At 46.2% G+C, this 17,343-nt stretch carries 13 protein-coding genes; 9 read left to right on the top strand and 4 right to left on the bottom strand.

All coding sequences use genetic code 11. From position 1 onward, the window contains the following. The 3 genes from priA to L21SP3_RS11085 all read left to right on the top strand — a co-directional run bounded on the left by priA (position 1) and on the right by L21SP3_RS11085 (position 5,431). A complete protein-coding gene (priA, locus tag L21SP3_RS11095) occupies positions 1-2,316 on the top strand; it encodes a replication restart helicase PriA (protein ID WP_077541517.1) in 2,316 nt (771 codons plus the stop codon). Between the two features lie 83 nt (positions 2,317-2,399). Beyond that, positions 2,400-4,787 carry a glycosyl hydrolase gene (locus L21SP3_RS11090; protein ID WP_077541516.1) on the top strand — a complete coding sequence of 796 codons (2,388 nt, stop codon included), beginning with the start codon at positions 2,400-2,402 and terminating at the stop codon, positions 4,785-4,787. A gap of 131 nt (positions 4,788-4,918) precedes the next feature. Then, complete coding sequence (locus L21SP3_RS11085; RefSeq protein WP_077541514.1) at positions 4,919-5,431, top strand: superoxide dismutase [Ni]; 513 nt, start codon at positions 4,919-4,921, stop codon at positions 5,429-5,431. A 255-nt stretch (positions 5,432-5,686) separates the two neighbouring features. Here the strand turns inward: L21SP3_RS11085 and L21SP3_RS11080 are convergent, their stop codons facing one another. Both L21SP3_RS11080 and L21SP3_RS11075 read right to left on the bottom strand, forming a co-directional pair. Next, positions 5,687-7,447 carry an IS1634 family transposase gene (locus tag L21SP3_RS11080; protein WP_077541279.1) on the bottom strand — a complete coding sequence of 587 codons (1,761 nt, stop codon included), beginning with the start codon at positions 7,445-7,447 and terminating at the stop codon, positions 5,687-5,689. A 307-nt stretch (positions 7,448-7,754) separates the two neighbouring features. Further along, the gene (locus tag L21SP3_RS11075) at positions 7,755-9,749 is read right to left on the bottom strand and encodes a sialate O-acetylesterase (RefSeq protein ID WP_077541512.1); all 1,995 of its coding nucleotides are present in this window, start codon (positions 9,747-9,749) and stop codon (positions 7,755-7,757) included. 313 nt (positions 9,750-10,062) lie between these two features. On the opposite strand from L21SP3_RS11075, the gene pstC reads away from it, so the two are divergent. From pstC to phoU, 5 genes are all read left to right on the top strand, one after another. Then, positions 10,063-11,031, top strand: coding sequence for a phosphate ABC transporter permease subunit PstC (pstC, locus tag L21SP3_RS11065; protein WP_077541508.1), 969 nt, complete (start codon positions 10,063-10,065; stop codon positions 11,029-11,031). Further along, on the top strand, positions 11,031-12,659 hold the full coding sequence (gene pstA / locus L21SP3_RS11060; protein ID WP_077541506.1) for a phosphate ABC transporter permease PstA: 1,629 nt from the start codon (positions 11,031-11,033) through the stop codon (positions 12,657-12,659). Before pstC ends, pstA begins: the two co-directional genes overlap by 1 nt. A 10-nt stretch (positions 12,660-12,669) precedes the next feature. Further along, a complete protein-coding gene (pstB, locus tag L21SP3_RS11055) occupies positions 12,670-13,437 on the top strand; it encodes a phosphate ABC transporter ATP-binding protein PstB (RefSeq protein WP_077541505.1) in 768 nt (255 codons plus the stop codon). A 70-nt stretch (positions 13,438-13,507) separates the two neighbouring features. After that, the gene (locus L21SP3_RS11050; RefSeq protein WP_077541503.1) at positions 13,508-13,855 is read left to right on the top strand and encodes a hypothetical protein; all 348 of its coding nucleotides are present in this window, start codon (positions 13,508-13,510) and stop codon (positions 13,853-13,855) included. Between the two features lie 41 nt (positions 13,856-13,896). Further along, positions 13,897-14,565, top strand: a complete 669-nt coding sequence (gene phoU / locus L21SP3_RS11045; RefSeq protein ID WP_077541501.1) for a phosphate signaling complex protein PhoU — start codon at positions 13,897-13,899, stop codon at positions 14,563-14,565. Positions 14,566-14,639: 74 nt separating this feature from the next. On the opposite strand, the gene L21SP3_RS11040 is transcribed toward phoU, so the two are convergent. Next, complete coding sequence (locus L21SP3_RS11040) at positions 14,640-15,665, bottom strand: acyltransferase family protein (RefSeq protein ID WP_077541499.1); 1,026 nt, start codon at positions 15,663-15,665, stop codon at positions 14,640-14,642. 176 nt (positions 15,666-15,841) lie between these two features. Here L21SP3_RS11040 and L21SP3_RS11035 point away from each other — a divergent pair, with 176 nt between their 5' ends. Then, positions 15,842-16,612 carry an MBL fold metallo-hydrolase gene (locus tag L21SP3_RS11035; protein WP_077541497.1) on the top strand — a complete coding sequence of 257 codons (771 nt, stop codon included), beginning with the start codon at positions 15,842-15,844 and terminating at the stop codon, positions 16,610-16,612. A 9-nt stretch (positions 16,613-16,621) separates the two neighbouring features. On the opposite strand, the gene L21SP3_RS11030 is transcribed toward L21SP3_RS11035, so the two are convergent. Further along, positions 16,622-17,341, bottom strand: a complete 720-nt coding sequence (locus tag L21SP3_RS11030; RefSeq protein ID WP_077541495.1) for an SDR family oxidoreductase — start codon at positions 17,339-17,341, stop codon at positions 16,622-16,624. Between the last annotated feature and the right edge of the window lie 2 nt (positions 17,342-17,343).

Here is a 17,343-nt window from a genome sequence, read left to right as displayed (position 1 = left end):
ATGTCTGAGAGCAAAACACTTTTTGATTGTTCAGATGGCAGCAGAGAAGAGGCGATTACCTCTGAGATAGTATTCGACCACAATCTCGACCGCTCGTTCAGCTATATCGTCCCTGAAGAGCTTGGAGAAATCAAGCCAGGCCAGCGAGTAAAGGCGCCTTTCGGCAAGGGCAATAAGAAGCTTAATGGCTTCTGCATCAGCTCAGAAAAGACTTCAAACACAAAGGGGCTCAAAAGGCTCAGCAAAATAATCGACAGCTCCCCCCTGCTTACTCCCGAGCTCCTTGAACTCGCCAATTGGCTGAGTTTGTATTACGTATGCCCTTTGGGGCAGGTGCTCTCAGCAATGCTTCCGGCAGGAGTTAAGAAGGGGCAGGGCTTCGTTCAAAAACGATTTATAAAACTAAACTGCAGCAATATTCACGAAGCGAGAAAAATATATGAAAAACTGAGAGAAGGGTCTAAGCAGAAAAGTTTAGTAAGGATTTTAATTATTGAACATGCCTTTGTTGCCAGCGGCGGGATAGAGAGCTCAGAGCTGGTAAAACAGGCAGAAACAACCTCGCAAACGCTTAAGAATCTTATTAATACCGGTGCAGCGGTATCCGAGAAGAGAGCGGTTTTGAAATCAGTTCAAGAACAGACTGTTGTGGAAGAGCCGGATATCACCCTCAACAGCTCTCAGGAAAAATCGATCGAGCAAATCAATCAAAAAATTGATGAATCAGCCTTCGGCGTCTTTGTACTGCACGGTGTAACGGGCAGCGGGAAAACTGAGGTTTACATAAGGGCTCTTGCGAATGCCGTGGAGCAGGGGAAAAAGGGGATTATACTTCTTCCAGAGATAGCCCTTACAAGCCAGACTATACTGAGATTTCAGAAGAGATTCAAACGGCTCGCTGTACTGCATTCAGGGCTCACTGAAGCCCAGCGGGCAAGTCAGTGGCATAAGATCAAGCTGGGCAGAGCGGATGTAATTATCGGGGCGAGGTCTGCTGTTTTTGCTCCCTGCAGTAACCTCGGGGTTGTGATCGTTGATGAAGAGCATGAATCTTCATACAAGCAGGATACCGCCCCGCGATACAATGCACGTGATACTGCTGTAAAGCGCGCTCAGATAGAAAACGCAGCCTGCATACTCGGCTCTGCTACGCCCTCGTTTGAATCATACTTCAACTGCAAGAGAAAAGAACATTTCAAACTGCTAAACCTCCCGGAAAGGGTTGAGAAAAGGCCAATGCCGCAGATGCAGGAAGTTGATATGTCCGGCAGACGCAGCTTTATGTCTGAGTTTATGATTGGCGAGAAGCTCAAAGAAGCCCTTGAAAGCTCCCTCGGCTCGGGCGAGCAGGCTATTCTGCTCTTAAACCGCAGGGGCTACAGCAATTTTATATACTGCCCTGAGTGCGGACATACAATCCACTGCAGAAACTGCGATGCGAGCCTGAAATTCCACCTTTCAGAAGTGCTTAATCAAAACAGCACGGAAGGGCTCTACAACACCAGCGGTCTTGCTTTGTGCCATTACTGCGGCAGCAGGACGCTCGTTCCGAAGAGATGCCCAATTTGCACCAGACAGCTTACAATGCGGGGCTCGGGCTCGCAGAAACTTCAAATGGAGCTTGCCGATAAATTCCCCAAGGCTAAAATCGCAAGAATAGACACCGACTCAATGAAAGGCAAAGACTACAGGGAACTCATAGAGGCGTTTTCAAAACACGAGTACGACATCCTCGCGGGCACTCAAATGCTCGCTAAGGGACTGCACTTCCCCAACGTTACGCTTGTGGGCATTGTGAATGCAGATACATCCACCAGTTCCTCAGATTTCCGCTCTGCCGAGAAAACCTTCCAGCTTATAAGCCAAGTAGCAGGGAGAACCGGCAGAGGCAGCAAACCAGGGAAGGTGATAATCCAAACCGCTAAACCAGACAGTCCGGCAGTGAAGTTCGCAAAACTGCACGATTATGACGGCTTTTACAAGAATCAGATCCCCATGCGGGAAATGCTGGGGCTTCCCCCCTTCCGGAAACAGGCGCTGGTTCAGGTGCGAAATGAAAAAAAGACAAGAGCGGAAGAAGATGCCGAAGAGGCAGCAGAAATCCTCAGCTCGATTATCAAAACAAACGGGATTGACATAAGGCTCAAAGGCCCTTTCGAGCCTGCTATTGGCAGAATTGGACGAGAATTCAGGATGAACATACTGCTCAACGCAGCAAGCCCCTTTGTTATGATGAGCTTTCTGACCAAGGCACGATTCTCAGAGATTAGGAGGGTGAGGTCTAAATTATTTTTCGACATAGACCCGCTTTTCTAAATTATTTTTCACAAAATCATATTTTCTCTCATACAAGTATAAAACTGACAAAAGAGGTAATTCAAGCAATTTAGGAGCTTTTTATGACTGCAAAATTCAGTATCCGCAAAGTTTTTTATACACTTATTATGCTAGCACCTGCCATTCCCGCAGAGGCTCTGGATGCCTCAACTTTTTTCAAATCTAATGATTTGATTTTTCCTGACCAAATCCAGAATACCGGTGAGCTCACGGCCGCTGTTAACTGCGGGAATAATGCCGATTCAGCAGTCATAGCAGGAATCAGCTTCTCCACCGAAACAGGAAATATATCCTCAGGCGGCGGGGATTTTGAAAATTTCAGCAAATACACAGCCAGTCTTTCAGACCCTTCGGATTCAGATGCCTTGAATTTCATCTCTACAGGCATCAGATCCGGCTGGAACGGATTTATAGAGATAGCACTCACCGATTTGGAGCCCGGAGAGAGCTACAGGCTTCAGGCGATAACAGGGCCTTCATGGAGCTGGTGCGGACAGGAGATGATATTCCCCGTGGATGAGGACCTCAGCGGTGAGCTGGACAGCACATTTCTCAACGGAAACACCGGCGCAACAGCAGATTTGATCGGCGGGATATGGCGATGCAGAAAGGAAAAGGAAACCCTGCGCATTAACTTTGGCGATCACGACGGGTCCAGCGGGCAGCTTCTCGGCTACGTTCTGCATAAGGTTAGCTCTGCGGATACAGGCCTTCCGCTTACGATGTATTCTCAGCAGGGCCTTTACGGGGATTCCTGCGAAATCGGCACATTCGATATCTTCAGCGGGTCAGATATCCCCAACGGCTTAGATAATCAGGCCGCTTCAATACTTCTGAAGCAGGGATATCAGGCCGTTCTCGGTGTAAACGTAAACGGAACGGGCGGGAGCCGCTGCTACAGCGCCTACGACAGAGATCTGATTGTAAACCTTCCTCCAGAACTTGCAGGAGATGTTTCGTTTGTGCGTGTGCTGGCGTTGAATTTCCTCGGGAAAAAAGGGGTATGCACCGGACGGGATTCACCGGTAAACCAGCAGTGGTTCTACAACTGGGGCTCGGGAAGCAGCTCCTCGCCTGAGTATGAATTCGTTCCGATGAGCTGGGGGAAAAACGGGGCGGATGAGATGTCTGATATTGACTATTATATATCAAAACCTTATGTAACTCATCTTCTGGGCTTTAATGAAGTGGACAACTGCGAAGACCAGTCCGGACAGTGGTATAATATGTGCGACCAGACAGTGTCTATTCAGTATTTCAGCAACCTCCAGATGGCAGGGCTCAGGCTCGGGTCTCCTTCTTGCAGGGAGAATGCCGTTTTTACGTGGCTGCCTTACTTTGCTGATCTGGCAGAACAGCAGGATATCCGGATGGATTTTATCGGCGTGCACTGGTACGACTGGGGCAGCAATCCCGAAAATAACACAAACCCGAATCCGGCGAATGTTTTCCGTCGGTTCAAGAATTATTTAAACCGCGTTCATACATTATACAAAAAACCAATATGGATAACAGAATTCAACGCCAACAAATTCAGGCAGAGGCCGATTCAGGATGGTTTTCTGGAGCTTGCACTTCCTTATCTCGAAAAGATAGGTTATGTTGAAAGGTACTCGTATTTCGAGCCGAACGGTGGGTTCGGCACCTTTATGGAGGACGGGGAGCTCACCTCCACCGGCCTTATCTACCGCAATCAGCCTACAAGACCCAATCAGGCAGACAACAGCCTGCCTCTTGGCTGGGATGCCCGCGATATAGGCTCTCCTTCAGAAAACGGGAAATGCTATTATTCAGAAGGCATATACACCGTTTGCGGAGGCGGAGATGATATATGGGGCTCATCAGACAATTTCCATTACGCAAGCTTTGTCGGCGAGGCAGACGGATTTATAACCGCAAAGGTTGAGAGTATGGTAAATACAAGCGACTGGGCAAAGGCAGGACTGATGGTTCGCCAGAGCCTCAGCAGCGATTCCAAACACGCAATGATAGCGTGCACTGCCGGTCAGGGAGCGAGCTTCCAGTATCGAGAGCAGCAGGCCGGTGAGAGCGACAGCGTTAAAGACGCCTCAGGCGGCTCTTCAGGATGGCTGAGGCTGGAAAAAGCAGGCAGCCTTCTAACCGGATACTACTCCTCCAACGGCTCAGACTGGCGAGAGGTGGGCTCGAGAACCATAGATATTACAGGCGGGTTCAGGGCAGGACTGTGCGTTACAGCACATAACGACAGCAAACTCTCAGACGTAATCTTCTCCAATGTTCACAGCAGCTGGAACAAAACTGTTTGCGATATAAACAGCGATCTGGAGATCAGCCTTGCGGATTTATCGCTGTTTATCTCAGAATGGCTCGCCGGCTCAAGCAGCGAAACGAAAACAAGGTGCGATTTCAATATGGACTCATCAGTAGATATGATGGATTTATCTGTATTCGCTGAGAACTGGAAATAAGAAGCTTGCGAAAAGCAGAGGGCTGCCTGCCCGGAGATATTTGCGAGGCTCAGAAAAATGAAAATGAACAATCATCAGGGGCTGGGTGTAAAGCTTTTTAAAATGATAATTGTTATTGAAAGGGTACTGAAATGAGAAAAAAGATTTTATTCGTACTTCCGGCCTTGGCTGCGGCGCTTATGTTTTATTCGCCAGCAGGTGCGCACTGCCAAATTCCCTGCGGGATCTACGATGATGATATGCGTATGAAAATGATGGCAGAGCATATCACAACAATCGAAAAATCGATGCGGCTGATTAAAGAGCTGTCTGAGGAAGAAGAAAAGAATTACAACCAGATTGTAAGATGGGTGAATAACAAGGAACAGCACGCCCAGCAGCTCTCGGAAATTATCACCTACTACTATATGGCGCAGCGCATTAAGCCAGCAGAAAAGAGCGATGAAAAGGCGTTCGATAAATATCAGACCCAGCTCACCCTCCTGCACAAGATGCTTGTGGAAGCGATGAAAACAAAGCAGACTACAGACTTCGAGCATATTGAAAACTTAAGAGAGCTGCTTCACGATTTCGGCCACGCCTACGGCGGCCAAAACGGCCACGCTCACGGGGGACATAACGGGCACGAAGGACATGAGCACTGAAAAAGACTCCTCTTTTCTGATGAGTAATAATATCGAGACTGTTCTCCTGCAAGCTGCAGGACAAAGGTATTTCGTGGGTGTTATAATATAATGTGAAGCTTATTTTAAGGATTTACTTTTAAAGACTTTTGAGTAAAATTTGTTTCTACTAACAATAACACTTTTAAGAAAAAGTTTAACCCCGATTTCTCACTTAGGGGGTAAAAAGTGCGTTTTTACCCCCGTCAGAGGGGTTGGTCTGTCGCCAAAGATGTGTTATTTTTTCAGTTTCCCGCTGTATATTTTCGGAGGTTTTTGCGGCGGCAGTTCTATCTTCAATTTCTGCAGCAGCAGCTTGTGTTCGTCTTCCGGTTCTGTATATCTCTGCATAAGCAGAGTTCTGCTGTCTTGCGTTTCAAATGAAACATCCAGCATCTGGATCCGAGACATTGCTGCTAATGCCGCCTGAGCAGTCATCCCGCAGGCGCTTGCCCTGAGCTTATGCCTCAGTGTTACTTGCAAACAATAGCTCATAAACGCTACAAACACATGAGCCTCAACCCTGTCTTGCTTATGGTGATAGACAGGACGAATTCCCAGATCGCTCTTGAGCTCCCTGAATGCCTGCTCAACGTTGCACTGAAGCATATATTCCTTCCACAGGGCTGCACCATCCTTGCCAGACTGGTTTGTACGCAAAAAGTATGTGCCGTCGCGGTATATCATTTCTTTATATTTGCTCGCTTCAAACTTATAATCAAACTCGCCCTTCTCAATCCTTTCCTTATTTCGGGGAATCGTAAGAGTTACACACTTACGGCAGCTGCCCGCCTGATGTTTGAGTTTGCCGAGCCTTTGCATAAAAACATCTCGGCTGCGGCATTTCTTTAACTTCTCCAGTCCTTCTAAGTAATTACGGAGCTTTCTTTTACGCATAGCCCGTTCTTTAGCCATTCTCTCTTTGCTTCGAGCAAGAATATAGCATTCGTCATCTTTGGCTATATGCTTTATGCGAACGCTTCCATTTACATCAAACCAGCTTTTCACAGAAAGCTCTTCTTGGAATTCATCCAGCAGCTTACGGGGCGTTCCGACAAGATAATCAATCCCGTTATCACGCATATACTCCAGCACAGCTTCTGTTGGAATACCTCTGTCCATCAGCCATAACCTGCCTGCCTTGCCGTATTTCGACTCTATCTTGTTTAACAAGGGTTTAAGCGTTGTTCTCTCTGAGGTGTTGCCGGCGAGTATCTCATAATTGATCGGAAATCCCTCAGGGGTAACTACCAAAGCGATAAGAATCTGCCTGCAATCGCCTCTGCGGTCTTTGCTGTGGCCGAATTTTGCCTTGGGATTGCTTTTGCATAATCCCTCAAAATAAGTACTGGTTATATCGTAAAGCAGAATGTCATATTCCAGATTGAACATCATCTGCCATGTGTCTTTCAAATAAGAACAAAGCTCTTCTTTATACGGCAATATCCTGTCCAGACAACGGTAAAGCCGGTTTTTTTCGGCAACATCAAATTCACAGCCCAGCAATACATCCATTGCGGTCTGAGTGAACCAGTGCCGGTGGACATAAAACTCCGCTCCGGGCTTGATAAGACGGTTTACTGTCAGCAATTTTACAACTTTTGAATAGTCAACCGGCGATTTGGCAGTGTCTATCCTCTCCGACCAGAAGGTGTCTAATCCCAGCATATCCCATATCTCGCAGCCGAGCCAGCAGTCCCCGAATGTTCTGGGGTTGTTAAGCTTCATCTTTGAGAGCTTTACCGGAATCGTATCTATGTCGTGATGTGTGTGATTGTCCTGATCAAAAGCGAATAATGACTTGCGGACAGGCTTGTTGTCCTCGTTGATTATCTCAATGGATCTCTGCCAAGACTTCTTCTGAGAATCAGAGATTTCACCAAGATACAGCACCATCTTCTCAACATAACGCCCGCGAGAAACCTTACGCTTCTCCGCTATGCTGTAATAGGAATTGATCTTACCATTCTTCTTTCGCTTGTGCTTCTTCAAGTACATAACAATATTATTGCTGATGAAAAATCACTTGCAATAGGGCAGGTCTGTACCAGAGACTAAAGAGACTTTAAAACGCCGATTACAACGCAGAATCAAAGAAAAAATTTTGATTTTTCACGATTTTGAACGCTAAGTGAGAAATCGGGGTTAACTCTCTTTTTCTTAAACAAAAAAACGGCTGCTTATTTAAAAAAGGCTCTCATAAGAGAGCCTTTTTGTTATTTGGAATAATACTAAAAAATCACTTCTAATTTCGAAGAACGCAATATCTTAAGCATCCAAAGAAATTTTAAAAAGCAATGAACTCTTATTCGCCCGGTACGCCCCAGACTTCCAATTCGGTTATGAAGATAAAGTCCGAATCGTAGCCTGCTGTTCTGTCGTAGTTATCACGGAAAACAAGCTTTACGTATCTAACATCCTTACTGCCGGCATTCACTGTACGTTTTGAGGCTTTTTTGAACTCGAATGTTTTGGAGGCAAGCTTTTTGAGATTGCCTTTGTCCTTACCTGCATACACATCCACATCTTTGGTTGACCCGAAATTCGGAACGCCGAAAACGATCTTGTCAACTTTACACACATCTTCAAGGTCGAGCAGGATATGCTTTGGAAATTCTTCTGATCTTCCCGAAGCCATACAAGAGCCCCTTTTGCCTTCCCAGCTTCCGTCTGTAAGGCCGGAATCCCAGTTCCAGGGATTTCTGTCAGAGCATTTCCAGCTTCCGTAAGGGGCAAGATTTACTCCCTCAGGGGGGATAAGCTCGTCGAGATTGGTAGTAAACGGCCCGGCAGGCAATCCAGCAGCGTTTTCGAGATTGGGCTCGGCGGTTTTGTGCCAAGCAAAACGCACCGCATCCGGTTTTGAAACCTCCCCGCTTGATACAACCACCTTATCACCTCTTATAACAGCCTTTGCCTTGTAAAATTTGCCGTCTTCCCAGGCAATTTCGAAATGAGTAAGCGGTTTGCCGTTTCGGGATTTGAGGCTGCCGTAGGTATGGGTGAAGCTCAAAACCGCTTTGCCGTTTTCAACTTCCATTGATTCAAACTGCGGGCTGTATGCCTTCAAATCTTCAAAACCGTAGTCTCTGCTGAGAGCGAGCCCTGCGAGCCTCTCGCCTACAGGTCTTTTTTGCGGGGGATGAATATCGTTTATTGTTGCAAAATCATTCACTATCACCATCGCAGTGTTTTTTGTAATTTTCTGTGCATACTCCTGCCCCGCCTGCAGGCGAGGGAGCATTGAAGGGTCTTCATCTCCATACTGATACGGCGCTATCTGAACATAATAGAACGGGAGGGTATAATCGTCCCATACCTTACGCCATCCTTCTACAAGGGCCTTCTTTTTCCAAGCATAGAGCATACCGTCAGCCCTGTTTGCCTCGCCCTGATACCATATAAAGCCCTTTATCGCAAGGCCTTCGATGGGGTGAATCATTGCGTTGTATATTCCGACATCGCCTTTATTGCCCATTCCCGGCATTTCAGGGAATTCCGGCCCGGGAGAAACGAAGCCGCCTTCTGCAAGCGTTTCTTCAGCTCTATCGAGCCATTTTTTACGGCTTGCGAAATAATTTTTCATTCTCTTTTTATACTCCGGCGTTCCGGGTGTACCTTCTATTATGCTCTTTTTGAGCATAGAGAGCCTTTGGATTCCTTCATACCCGCAAAGCGGTGTCCACGGCTCTATGCGAGAACCGCCCCAAGCGGTATGTATCAGACCAATAGGGACATTCAGCTCATCGTAAAGTTTTTTGCCGAAGTAATATCCGGTTGCGCTGAACTCAGAGGTTCTGGGATCAGAAGAAACTGCCTTGAACCATTCAGCATCTACATCTTTTTCAGGTGTCCGTGAGAGGGTGTGGGGGATGTGGAACATCTTCACCTTTGGTAGGTCTATCTTTTCGGCAAGATTGTACTTATCGGGATAACTGCTGGAGCTGGTATCCATATTGGACTGCCCAGAGCACACCCAAACCTCGCCGCAGGAGACATCGTTGATAATATGCTGGTCTTTCTGGGTTTTTATGGTTATTGAATAGCCCTGCCCCGCCTTCGGCGGGAGAAACCTGAATTCCCATCTGCCGCTGTTATCCGGTTTGTGGACCATTTTGCCGGGAATCCAGCTTGAGCTGAATTCAACCTTCTGCCCTTCTTCGCAGGTTCCCCAGATAACATTTTCCTTTCCCCGCTGAAGAATCATACCGTCTGAGAAAATTGCAGGCATCCAAATATCAGAAAACGCCGCTGAAACGCCAACAAAGAAAAGTATTAAACAAACTTTGAAAGTCTTCATAAAAACCTCCGGATATTAATAAATTTCAGTTTCTTTTAGATTAATATAATAACCGGCTGATGAATAATGAAAAGTTAAATTTCAGAAAAAGAAGAAATGTTTTAATACCTTTTAACAGTTTTTCTAACATTATGCTAATTTTTCGCTCACCGTGTTTTAACATTTTCTCAGTAAAATTTAATTTTATATATGTATCTTTTGCATAAAATAGCTTTGAGGAAAAATACAAGCAGGAAAATCCTCCTGCATATAGGATAGAGATTCGCTTGCAGAGGATGCAAGCTAAAAACCTGTTTTTTATGAATCTTTTGGGATGAACGTGCAGAATAACAAGAAAAACAAAAACGAATTCGACCTGCCGCTGCTGCTTACCCCCGGGCAGGACATTGCCGGCTATGCGGGAAGGCATATAGGCAGAGCCGTTCTTTTCAGCATCACTGCTTTTTCTGTGGTTGCTGTACTTCTGATTCTGTTTTTCGTGATGAAGCAGGCTTGGCCTTTTATAGTCAGCGGCAAGTGGACAGAGTTTCTTTCGAGCGATCAATGGTATCCTCAGGCTGAAGATGCAGAGTTTGGAGCCCTTGCGATAGTAACCGGCTCTTTCTACGTAACGCTGATTGCGATGCTCATAGCTTCTCCAATTGGTCTTCTGAGTGCGGTTTTTTTAAGCGATATAGCACCTTTCCGGCTTCGGCAGATTGTTAAGCCTGTTATTGAAATTTTAGCTGCAATCCCTTCAGTTGCATACGGCTTCTTTGCTGTGCTTGTGCTTGCACCTTGGCTTCAGGATCATTTCGGCTTTTCCACTGGCACAAACGCTCTGAACGCAGGCATCATACTGGCTGTTATGGCTCTTCCTACGATAATCAGCGTTGCAGAAGACGCCCTGTCTTCTATAGGCAGAGATATCCGAGAGGCATCTTACGGGCTTGGAGCAACAAGAGCTGAAACTATGATGAAAGTTGTTCTTCCAGCTGCACACAGCGGGATAATAGCCGCATTTATACTGGGAGTGATGAGGGCTGTAGGCGAGACAATGGTAGTATGGATGGCATCGGGGAATGCCAATCAGTTCCCGAGCCCTTGGTGGGATGTATCTGCAAGCGTTAGAACGATGACCGCAACAATCGCTGGAGAAATGGGGGAAACACCTGAAGGCTCAGAACACAGATTCGCTCTGTTTGCCCTCGGCGTTCTTCTGCTGATATTCACTATGCTGCTCAATCTGCTCAGCGAGATATTCACCTCGAGCTTCAAGAGAACTATGGGAGGTAAACGCTGATGAGAGAGAAATTAAGGCATATCAAGGATAAGCTTTTTACATTATCAGCGAACGTTTCTGTAATTCTGCTTGTCCTGGCTTTGATTGTTGTTTTGGGGCCAATGCTCGCCAAAGGCTTTACGGCAGTTGTATTTGAAGGCACAAGCGAATTCCGAAGGCTTCAGCTTGAAGAGCATTCAAGAGGCAGCAAAGAAGAGGTGCTTGCTGAGATAAATCAGGGGCAGAAGGAAAGACGGAAGCTCCATCAGATGATTGAAGATTTCAATGTTGGCATAGACACTTCTGAGATGTATGACAGTGCCAGAGATGTCTATCGAAAATACAGCAGAAATCTTAGAAGCCTGGATTTGCCTTACGATGAATACAGCGGCAAGAGAAGAAAGGCAAGAGAAGTTCGGGATCTGTTTCTCGATGCGATTGAGAGCGAAGATTCAGAAAAGGTGAACAGCTTTTTAGAAAAGGTTTTTGCTGAGCAGGATAATAAAGACTTTCAAGGCACTGCGTTTGAGAAAATATTCACACTTGCTGAGCGTTTTCAGCAAACAAGCAAAAAAATAGACTTCTCCAAGAGAGACCAGTACAAGGAAGATCTTGTGCGTATTAAGGAGCTTATAAAAGAGCTCTTCGGACCTGCCCCGGGCGCAGAAAAACCTGCCCTTATTATGGAACAGTATGGGGCTACTCGCTGGGATATGGCTCAAAAAGTTATTGATGAGATAATTCACAAAACCAAGTGGGTGGAACAGGAAGGCACAGCAGCCCTTGCGAAGAAGAAGGTTGATCGCAGAAAGACATTCGAAGGAACAGAATTCGAGGCATTCTTTGATGTACTTCCTGGAAAGGCAAAAGAAATCCTGAAGCCCAAAACAACCTTCTACTGGCAGTATTTCATAGACGACAGCACACCCGGACATTATTTCGGCGGCGTCGGTCCGGAGATAATCGGTACTCTAACGCTTACTCTTCTTGCTATGGCGATGTCTATCCCGCTTGGAATCACAGCAGCAGCGTATCTTGTGGAATGTGCAGGCGAGAATATAGTTGTTAAGATCATAAGGGGCTTTATCAACACCCTTGCAGGCGTTCCCAGTATTGTTTTCGGTCTTTTCGGCATGGCGTTTTTTGTGATGTACCTTCTGCCTTTATTCGGCAAACAACCTCAGGCCTGCATTTTAACGGCATCAATGACTCTTGCTGTACTTGTGCTTCCAGTGATAATCAGGGCGAGCGAAGAGGCAATAAGGGCAGTGCCCAGGACATACAAAGAGGCTTCGCTGGCTTTAGGAGCGGGCAACTTTTCTACATTTATCTTTGTTACCATGCCTGCGGCAATGCCCGGCATTCTCACCGGAATTATTCTTAGTTTATCGAGGGCTGCCGGCGAAACAGCCCCAATACTTTTCACAGGTGCTGTAGCTCTCGGGCCTATTCCAGACAGCATATTCTCGCCCACAAGAACTCTATCATACGGCAGCTACGATATAGCAGTGGGAGACAGGCTTGCAATGCAGGTGCCACACAAGCAGTACGGGATGGTGGCAACGCTTATCCTGCTTGTACTGATACTAAACATCATAGCAATATGCATTCGTTCAAGGATGAGTGCGAAGCTAAAAGGACAAAAATAGCAGGTTATATATGGCAAATAAAAAGGAAAGCATAATACGGGCGAAAAACTTCTACTTCTACTACGGCAGTCACGCTGGCGTGAGGGATATCACACTGGATATATTCCCGAGGAAAGTAACAGCGATAATCGGCCCGAGCGGTTGCGGGAAAAGCACCTTCCTGCGGAGCATCAACCGTATGAACGATCTGATACCGAACTGCTCAACGAAGGGCGAGCTCACGGTAAACGGTCAGCAAATCTACGACAACAAGATCAATCTCGTAAACCTGCGAAGACAGATAGGGATGGTTTTCCAAACGCCCAATCCGTTTGCCAAGAGCATATATGACAACATCGCATACGGGCCGAGACTCAAGGGCGTCCAGAAGAAAAGCAGCCTTGATGAGATAGTGGAAACTTCTCTCAAGCAGGCTGCGCTTTGGGGCGAGGTTAAAGATGATCTTGCCAAAAGCGCACTTGCCCTTTCAGGCGGTCAGCAGCAGAGGCTCTGCATTGCAAGGACAATTGCAAATAAGCCGAAGGTGATTCTGATGGACGAGCCCTGCTCGGCGCTGGATCCGATCGCCACAGGCAAAATAGAAGACCTTGTTGAGGAGCTCAAAGACTACTACACGATAATAATGGTAACCCACAGTATGCAGCAGGCGGCAAGAGTTAGCCAGCTTACTGCTTTTTTCTGCATGGGGGATTTGATAGAGTACGACAATACCAACAAGATATTCACAAACCCGCAGGAAAAATCCACAGAGGATTATATAACCGGCCGGTTTGGATAATTATTGAACCAAAGCTTATTAGAGAGTATAATAGACTCGGAAGTTCAGTATTAGGTAAAAGGATTTGAAAATGAACGCCAAAGAATGCGTATGGAAAGTTCGTTCTGTAAAAAGCTACCCTGAAGCGAAGAATCATATATTCGTCGGAAAGCCCTCAGAGATTAACAGCACTTATGTTCTGCTTAAATGCAAAACCTTTCATTTCGGGAAAAATGTAAATACCGTAAGGGACATTCAAGTCGGCAAAGTTGAGTATCGCATAATGCCGTGGAGCAGGATAGAGATAGTAAACGTGCTTGATAAAGACTTCGAATACAAATCCGCCCAGCTTTCCATGGGGGAAAAAGGGCAGATAAACCTCACAGACGGCTCGAAAGAAGTTCTAATTTACACATCCAACGACAGCAGGGTATTTTGATTTATCGCCTCAGCGTTTAGGCAGCAGGACAGGAGTGTAAGATGTCTTTACATCTGAAAAGAGAAATAGAAAAATTAAAAACCAAGGTTTTGAAGCTTGGGTCTCTGGTAGAAGAAGCTGTACAGCAGGCTACTATAGCAATGAAAAACAGGGACTTAAAGCTTGCAAAGATGGTTATCAGAAAAGATATAATGATCGATGAGATGGAGGTTGATTTTGAAGAGGAATGTTTGAAGGTTCTTGCACTTCATCAGCCTGTAGCGATAGATCTCAGGTTCATTGTATCAGTTTTGAAGATAAACAACGACCTTGAAAGAATTGGCGATCTTGCTGTTAAAATCGCCGAGCGGGTTCCCTGCATTGCCGAGAATTTTCAGGTAAGCGTTGAGCCGGATTATGTGGATATGGCTCAGAAAGTGCAGCTAATGCTGCAAAAAAGCCTCGATGCCCTCGTTGAGATGGATCAGACCCTCGCAAAGCAGGTGAGGGGTATGGACGATGAGATCGACCGGCTTAATATCGAAATCTCAGAACAAATTCGAAAAGGGATTACCGAAATAGACAGCGATTTTGAGAATTATATGCAGCTGCTGAACATACCAAAGAGCCTCGAGAGGATTGCAGACCATGCAGCCAACATCGCAGAAGATGTTATATATATGATTGAAGGCAAGATAGTTCGCCATACTACGGAGCAGGAAGAAGAATAAGGCAATAGAGTAAAACTGGGGAGCATCTTACGCCTTTTTCAGCGGTTTTGCCGGCCTTCCGCCGCGATGTTCGCTCAGCTGCCAAGCATAATCTTAGAGATCAGGCGGGATTTCCTGATGATCTGCCCAAACACAAACGAACCGATTCCCGAAACGGCATAGATAATAATCAGCATAAGCCAGCTGTATTCTTCAGAGATGCCCGCTCTGGAGAGGATTACGCCGCAGAACATCCCTGCGATAAGGTGATAGAGGTAAACGTCGTAAGAGAATCTGCCCAGCTTTGAAAAAAATGCCTTAATCATACCGGCTCTGTTTGCTATGCAGGAGGACAGATAGAACATTCCGAGCATACCTGCAAAGCAGAATACAAGTTTAATCAGCCTCAATGCTGAACGTATAAACCACGACTGCCCCAAGCTTTCCCACTCAATCACCTGCATCGAGCCGCCAGCAGCAATAGCCAAAAAACTCAGCGCCCCAAGCATATTTCCGTGCCTTGTGATATTCAGCCTTCCGAAAACATAGTATCCGAATAAAACAAACAGCAGATACCATCTTGTACGCTCGAGTTCAAGGAAATAGGCATAATCGTGCTTTGGCAGAGATGCAGGCATAATGCAAACTGCAAATACAGCAATCAATACAAGCTTAGACTTATCGAAGAGGCTTATGACGAGAGGAAAAATTAGAAATATATTCATAAGCGTTATCAGAAACCAACCGTGGCCGGCGGGACTGCTCAACGGATAAAATATCATTTTGTAAAACACTGAACCGGTTTCTTTCAGAGAAGACTGCCCTATTGCCAGCTCCCCTGCGAAAGTGATTGCTGTTATTACAAACAGCGGAACAATAAGACGCAGGAATTTTTTCTTCTCGAATGAAAGATAGTTATCCAGAGAAAACTTTTCCCGGCCGCCCAAAGCAAGCATAAAACCGGCTGCCGTAAAAAAAACAGGCATATGGAAGGCTGCAAAGCCTTTGCTTGTGATCATTAAAGGCCAGCCAAAATACTCGGTTACCCCAATTGCATGCTCAAGCATAACCAGCAGTATCGCAAGGGCTCTTGCGCAGTCTATATATTTCAGTCTTCCCAAAGAATCGCTCTCTTACACATAAATCATAAAGAGCTAATATAAATTCTCTCAAGAAATAATCAAGACTTTTAAACTGCTATTCCGCTGATACGCAGAATTGATTTTGCATTGAGGATTGCCAAATAATCGGATTTCGTTAGAATCTTGAAAAACCCTCAAAGAAAAAGGAAAGAGTTTTGAAAGTAATATCGCTTCAGTCCGGCAGCAGAGGCAACTGCATATATGTTGAAACTAACAAGACAAAACTGCTTTTTGACGCAGGCATAAGCGGCAAGGCCGCTAAGGCAAGGCTCGCAGCCTTCGGGAAAGACATCAGGGATGTGGACGGGCTTTTCATCTCACACGACCACAGCGACCATATCAAAAATGCCGGCGTATTCAGCAGAAAATTCGGGCATAAGCTCTTAGTATCAGAAAAGACCTACCAGTCCAGAAGCGGAGGGCTTGGAGATGTTGAAATCCTTCACCACTTCCAGAGATGCGAGAGAATCGAGCTTGGTGATGTTTGCGTGGAAACCCATCCAACACCCCACGACGGGGCAGACCCCTGCGCATTTGTGATAGAGGCAGAAGGCAAACGCCTCGGGATACTCACCGACCTTGGCTATGCATTTGCTGAGCTCTCGGGGATTATAAGGGGGCTTGATGCTGTGATGCTCGAAAGCAACTTCGACCCCTATATGCTTGAAAACGGGCCATATCCCTACAGCGTCCAAAGCAGGATCAAGGGAGACGGAGGGCATATATCGAATCAGCAGGCAGCAGAGCTGCTCATTGAAAACGCAAACGACAGGCTCAGCTGGGCGTGTCTTTCGCATATATCAGAGAACAACAATACCCCCGAAACCGCCCTTTCAGTGTTTCAAAAGGCCTTAAAACCCTCAGGTAAAAAGATTCAGCTGTTTGCTGCAAGCCAGAGGGAGGCTGCATGTATGCCGGAAATCTAACGGCCTGCGTTAGTCGTTCAGGGTTCTCCCGCCGTCAATATTGATTATCTGGCCGGTTATGTAGCTGTTTTTAACGAGAAAAATAATAGCATTTGAAACATCTCTCCCGCTTCCTGTGCGTTTCAGAGGTATCTTGCCAATAAGCCAATCAACCTCCTCTTCCGTAAGCCCTTCGGTATTTATCAGCCCCGGGGAAACTGCATTAACACGTGCCTTCGGTGCAAATTTCCTTGCAAGGATTAAGGTGGAATTATTCAGCTCGGCCTTTGAACGACAATACAAGCTGTATGAAGGCCAGCTTAACCCTGCTGCGGCATCAGAAATATTCACAACACTTTCAAGCCCCACCTTCTCATCCTCGAAAAGGCATTCAGCAAGCTTCTCAGGAACTTCTGCATTGAGTTTGAAAATATCCTCGCTTTCATCAAGCTCGCTGTCTTTCTTGAATATGCTTGCGGAGTTAATAAGTACTGTTTTTTCAGTATTCAGGCTCGCAAGGCTCTGCTTTATCTTTTCACACACCAGCTCTGTGTCCTCTGATGCAAGGTCTGCCTGAACGGCTGCTGCTGAGACGTTCCAGCCCTTCCTGATGTGCTCTGAAACAGAAAACGCCTTGAGCTCACTGCGATTGTAGAGGCAGATGCAGTTAAAGCCGTTTCTCGCAAGCGATGATGTGATATCTACTCCGAGCTTGCCGGCAGCACCGGTGATTACTGCTGTTTTTCTCATCG

The organism is Sedimentisphaera cyanobacteriorum (assembly GCF_001997385.1).
GTDB lineage: Bacteria > Planctomycetota > Phycisphaerae > Sedimentisphaerales > Sedimentisphaeraceae > Sedimentisphaera > Sedimentisphaera cyanobacteriorum.
Note: the sequence above shows the minus strand (reverse complement) of the source record. Positions and strands in the feature narration are given on the sequence as shown.

Coding starts and splice junctions, on each gene's coding strand:
- L21SP3_RS11090 (WP_077541516.1), top strand. CDS start 2,400: ATGACTGCAAAATTCAGTATCCGCAAAGTTTTTTATACACTTATTATG.
- pstA (WP_077541506.1), top strand. CDS start 11,031: ATGAGAGAGAAATTAAGGCATATCAAGGATAAGCTTTTTACATTATCA.
- L21SP3_RS11080 (WP_077541279.1), bottom strand. CDS start 7,447: ATGTACTTGAAGAAGCACAAGCGAAAGAAGAATGGTAAGATCAATTCC.
- phoU (WP_077541501.1), top strand. CDS start 13,897: ATGTCTTTACATCTGAAAAGAGAAATAGAAAAATTAAAAACCAAGGTT.
- pstB (WP_077541505.1), top strand. CDS start 12,670: ATGGCAAATAAAAAGGAAAGCATAATACGGGCGAAAAACTTCTACTTC.
- L21SP3_RS11050 (WP_077541503.1), top strand. CDS start 13,508: ATGAACGCCAAAGAATGCGTATGGAAAGTTCGTTCTGTAAAAAGCTAC.
- L21SP3_RS11075 (WP_077541512.1), bottom strand. CDS start 9,749: ATGAAGACTTTCAAAGTTTGTTTAATACTTTTCTTTGTTGGCGTTTCA.
- L21SP3_RS11030 (WP_077541495.1), bottom strand. CDS start 17,341: ATGAGAAAAACAGCAGTAATCACCGGTGCTGCCGGCAAGCTCGGAGTA.
- L21SP3_RS11085 (WP_077541514.1), top strand. CDS start 4,919: ATGAGAAAAAAGATTTTATTCGTACTTCCGGCCTTGGCTGCGGCGCTT.
- priA (WP_077541517.1), top strand. CDS start 1: ATGTCTGAGAGCAAAACACTTTTTGATTGTTCAGATGGCAGCAGAGAA.
- pstC (WP_077541508.1), top strand. CDS start 10,063: ATGAACGTGCAGAATAACAAGAAAAACAAAAACGAATTCGACCTGCCG.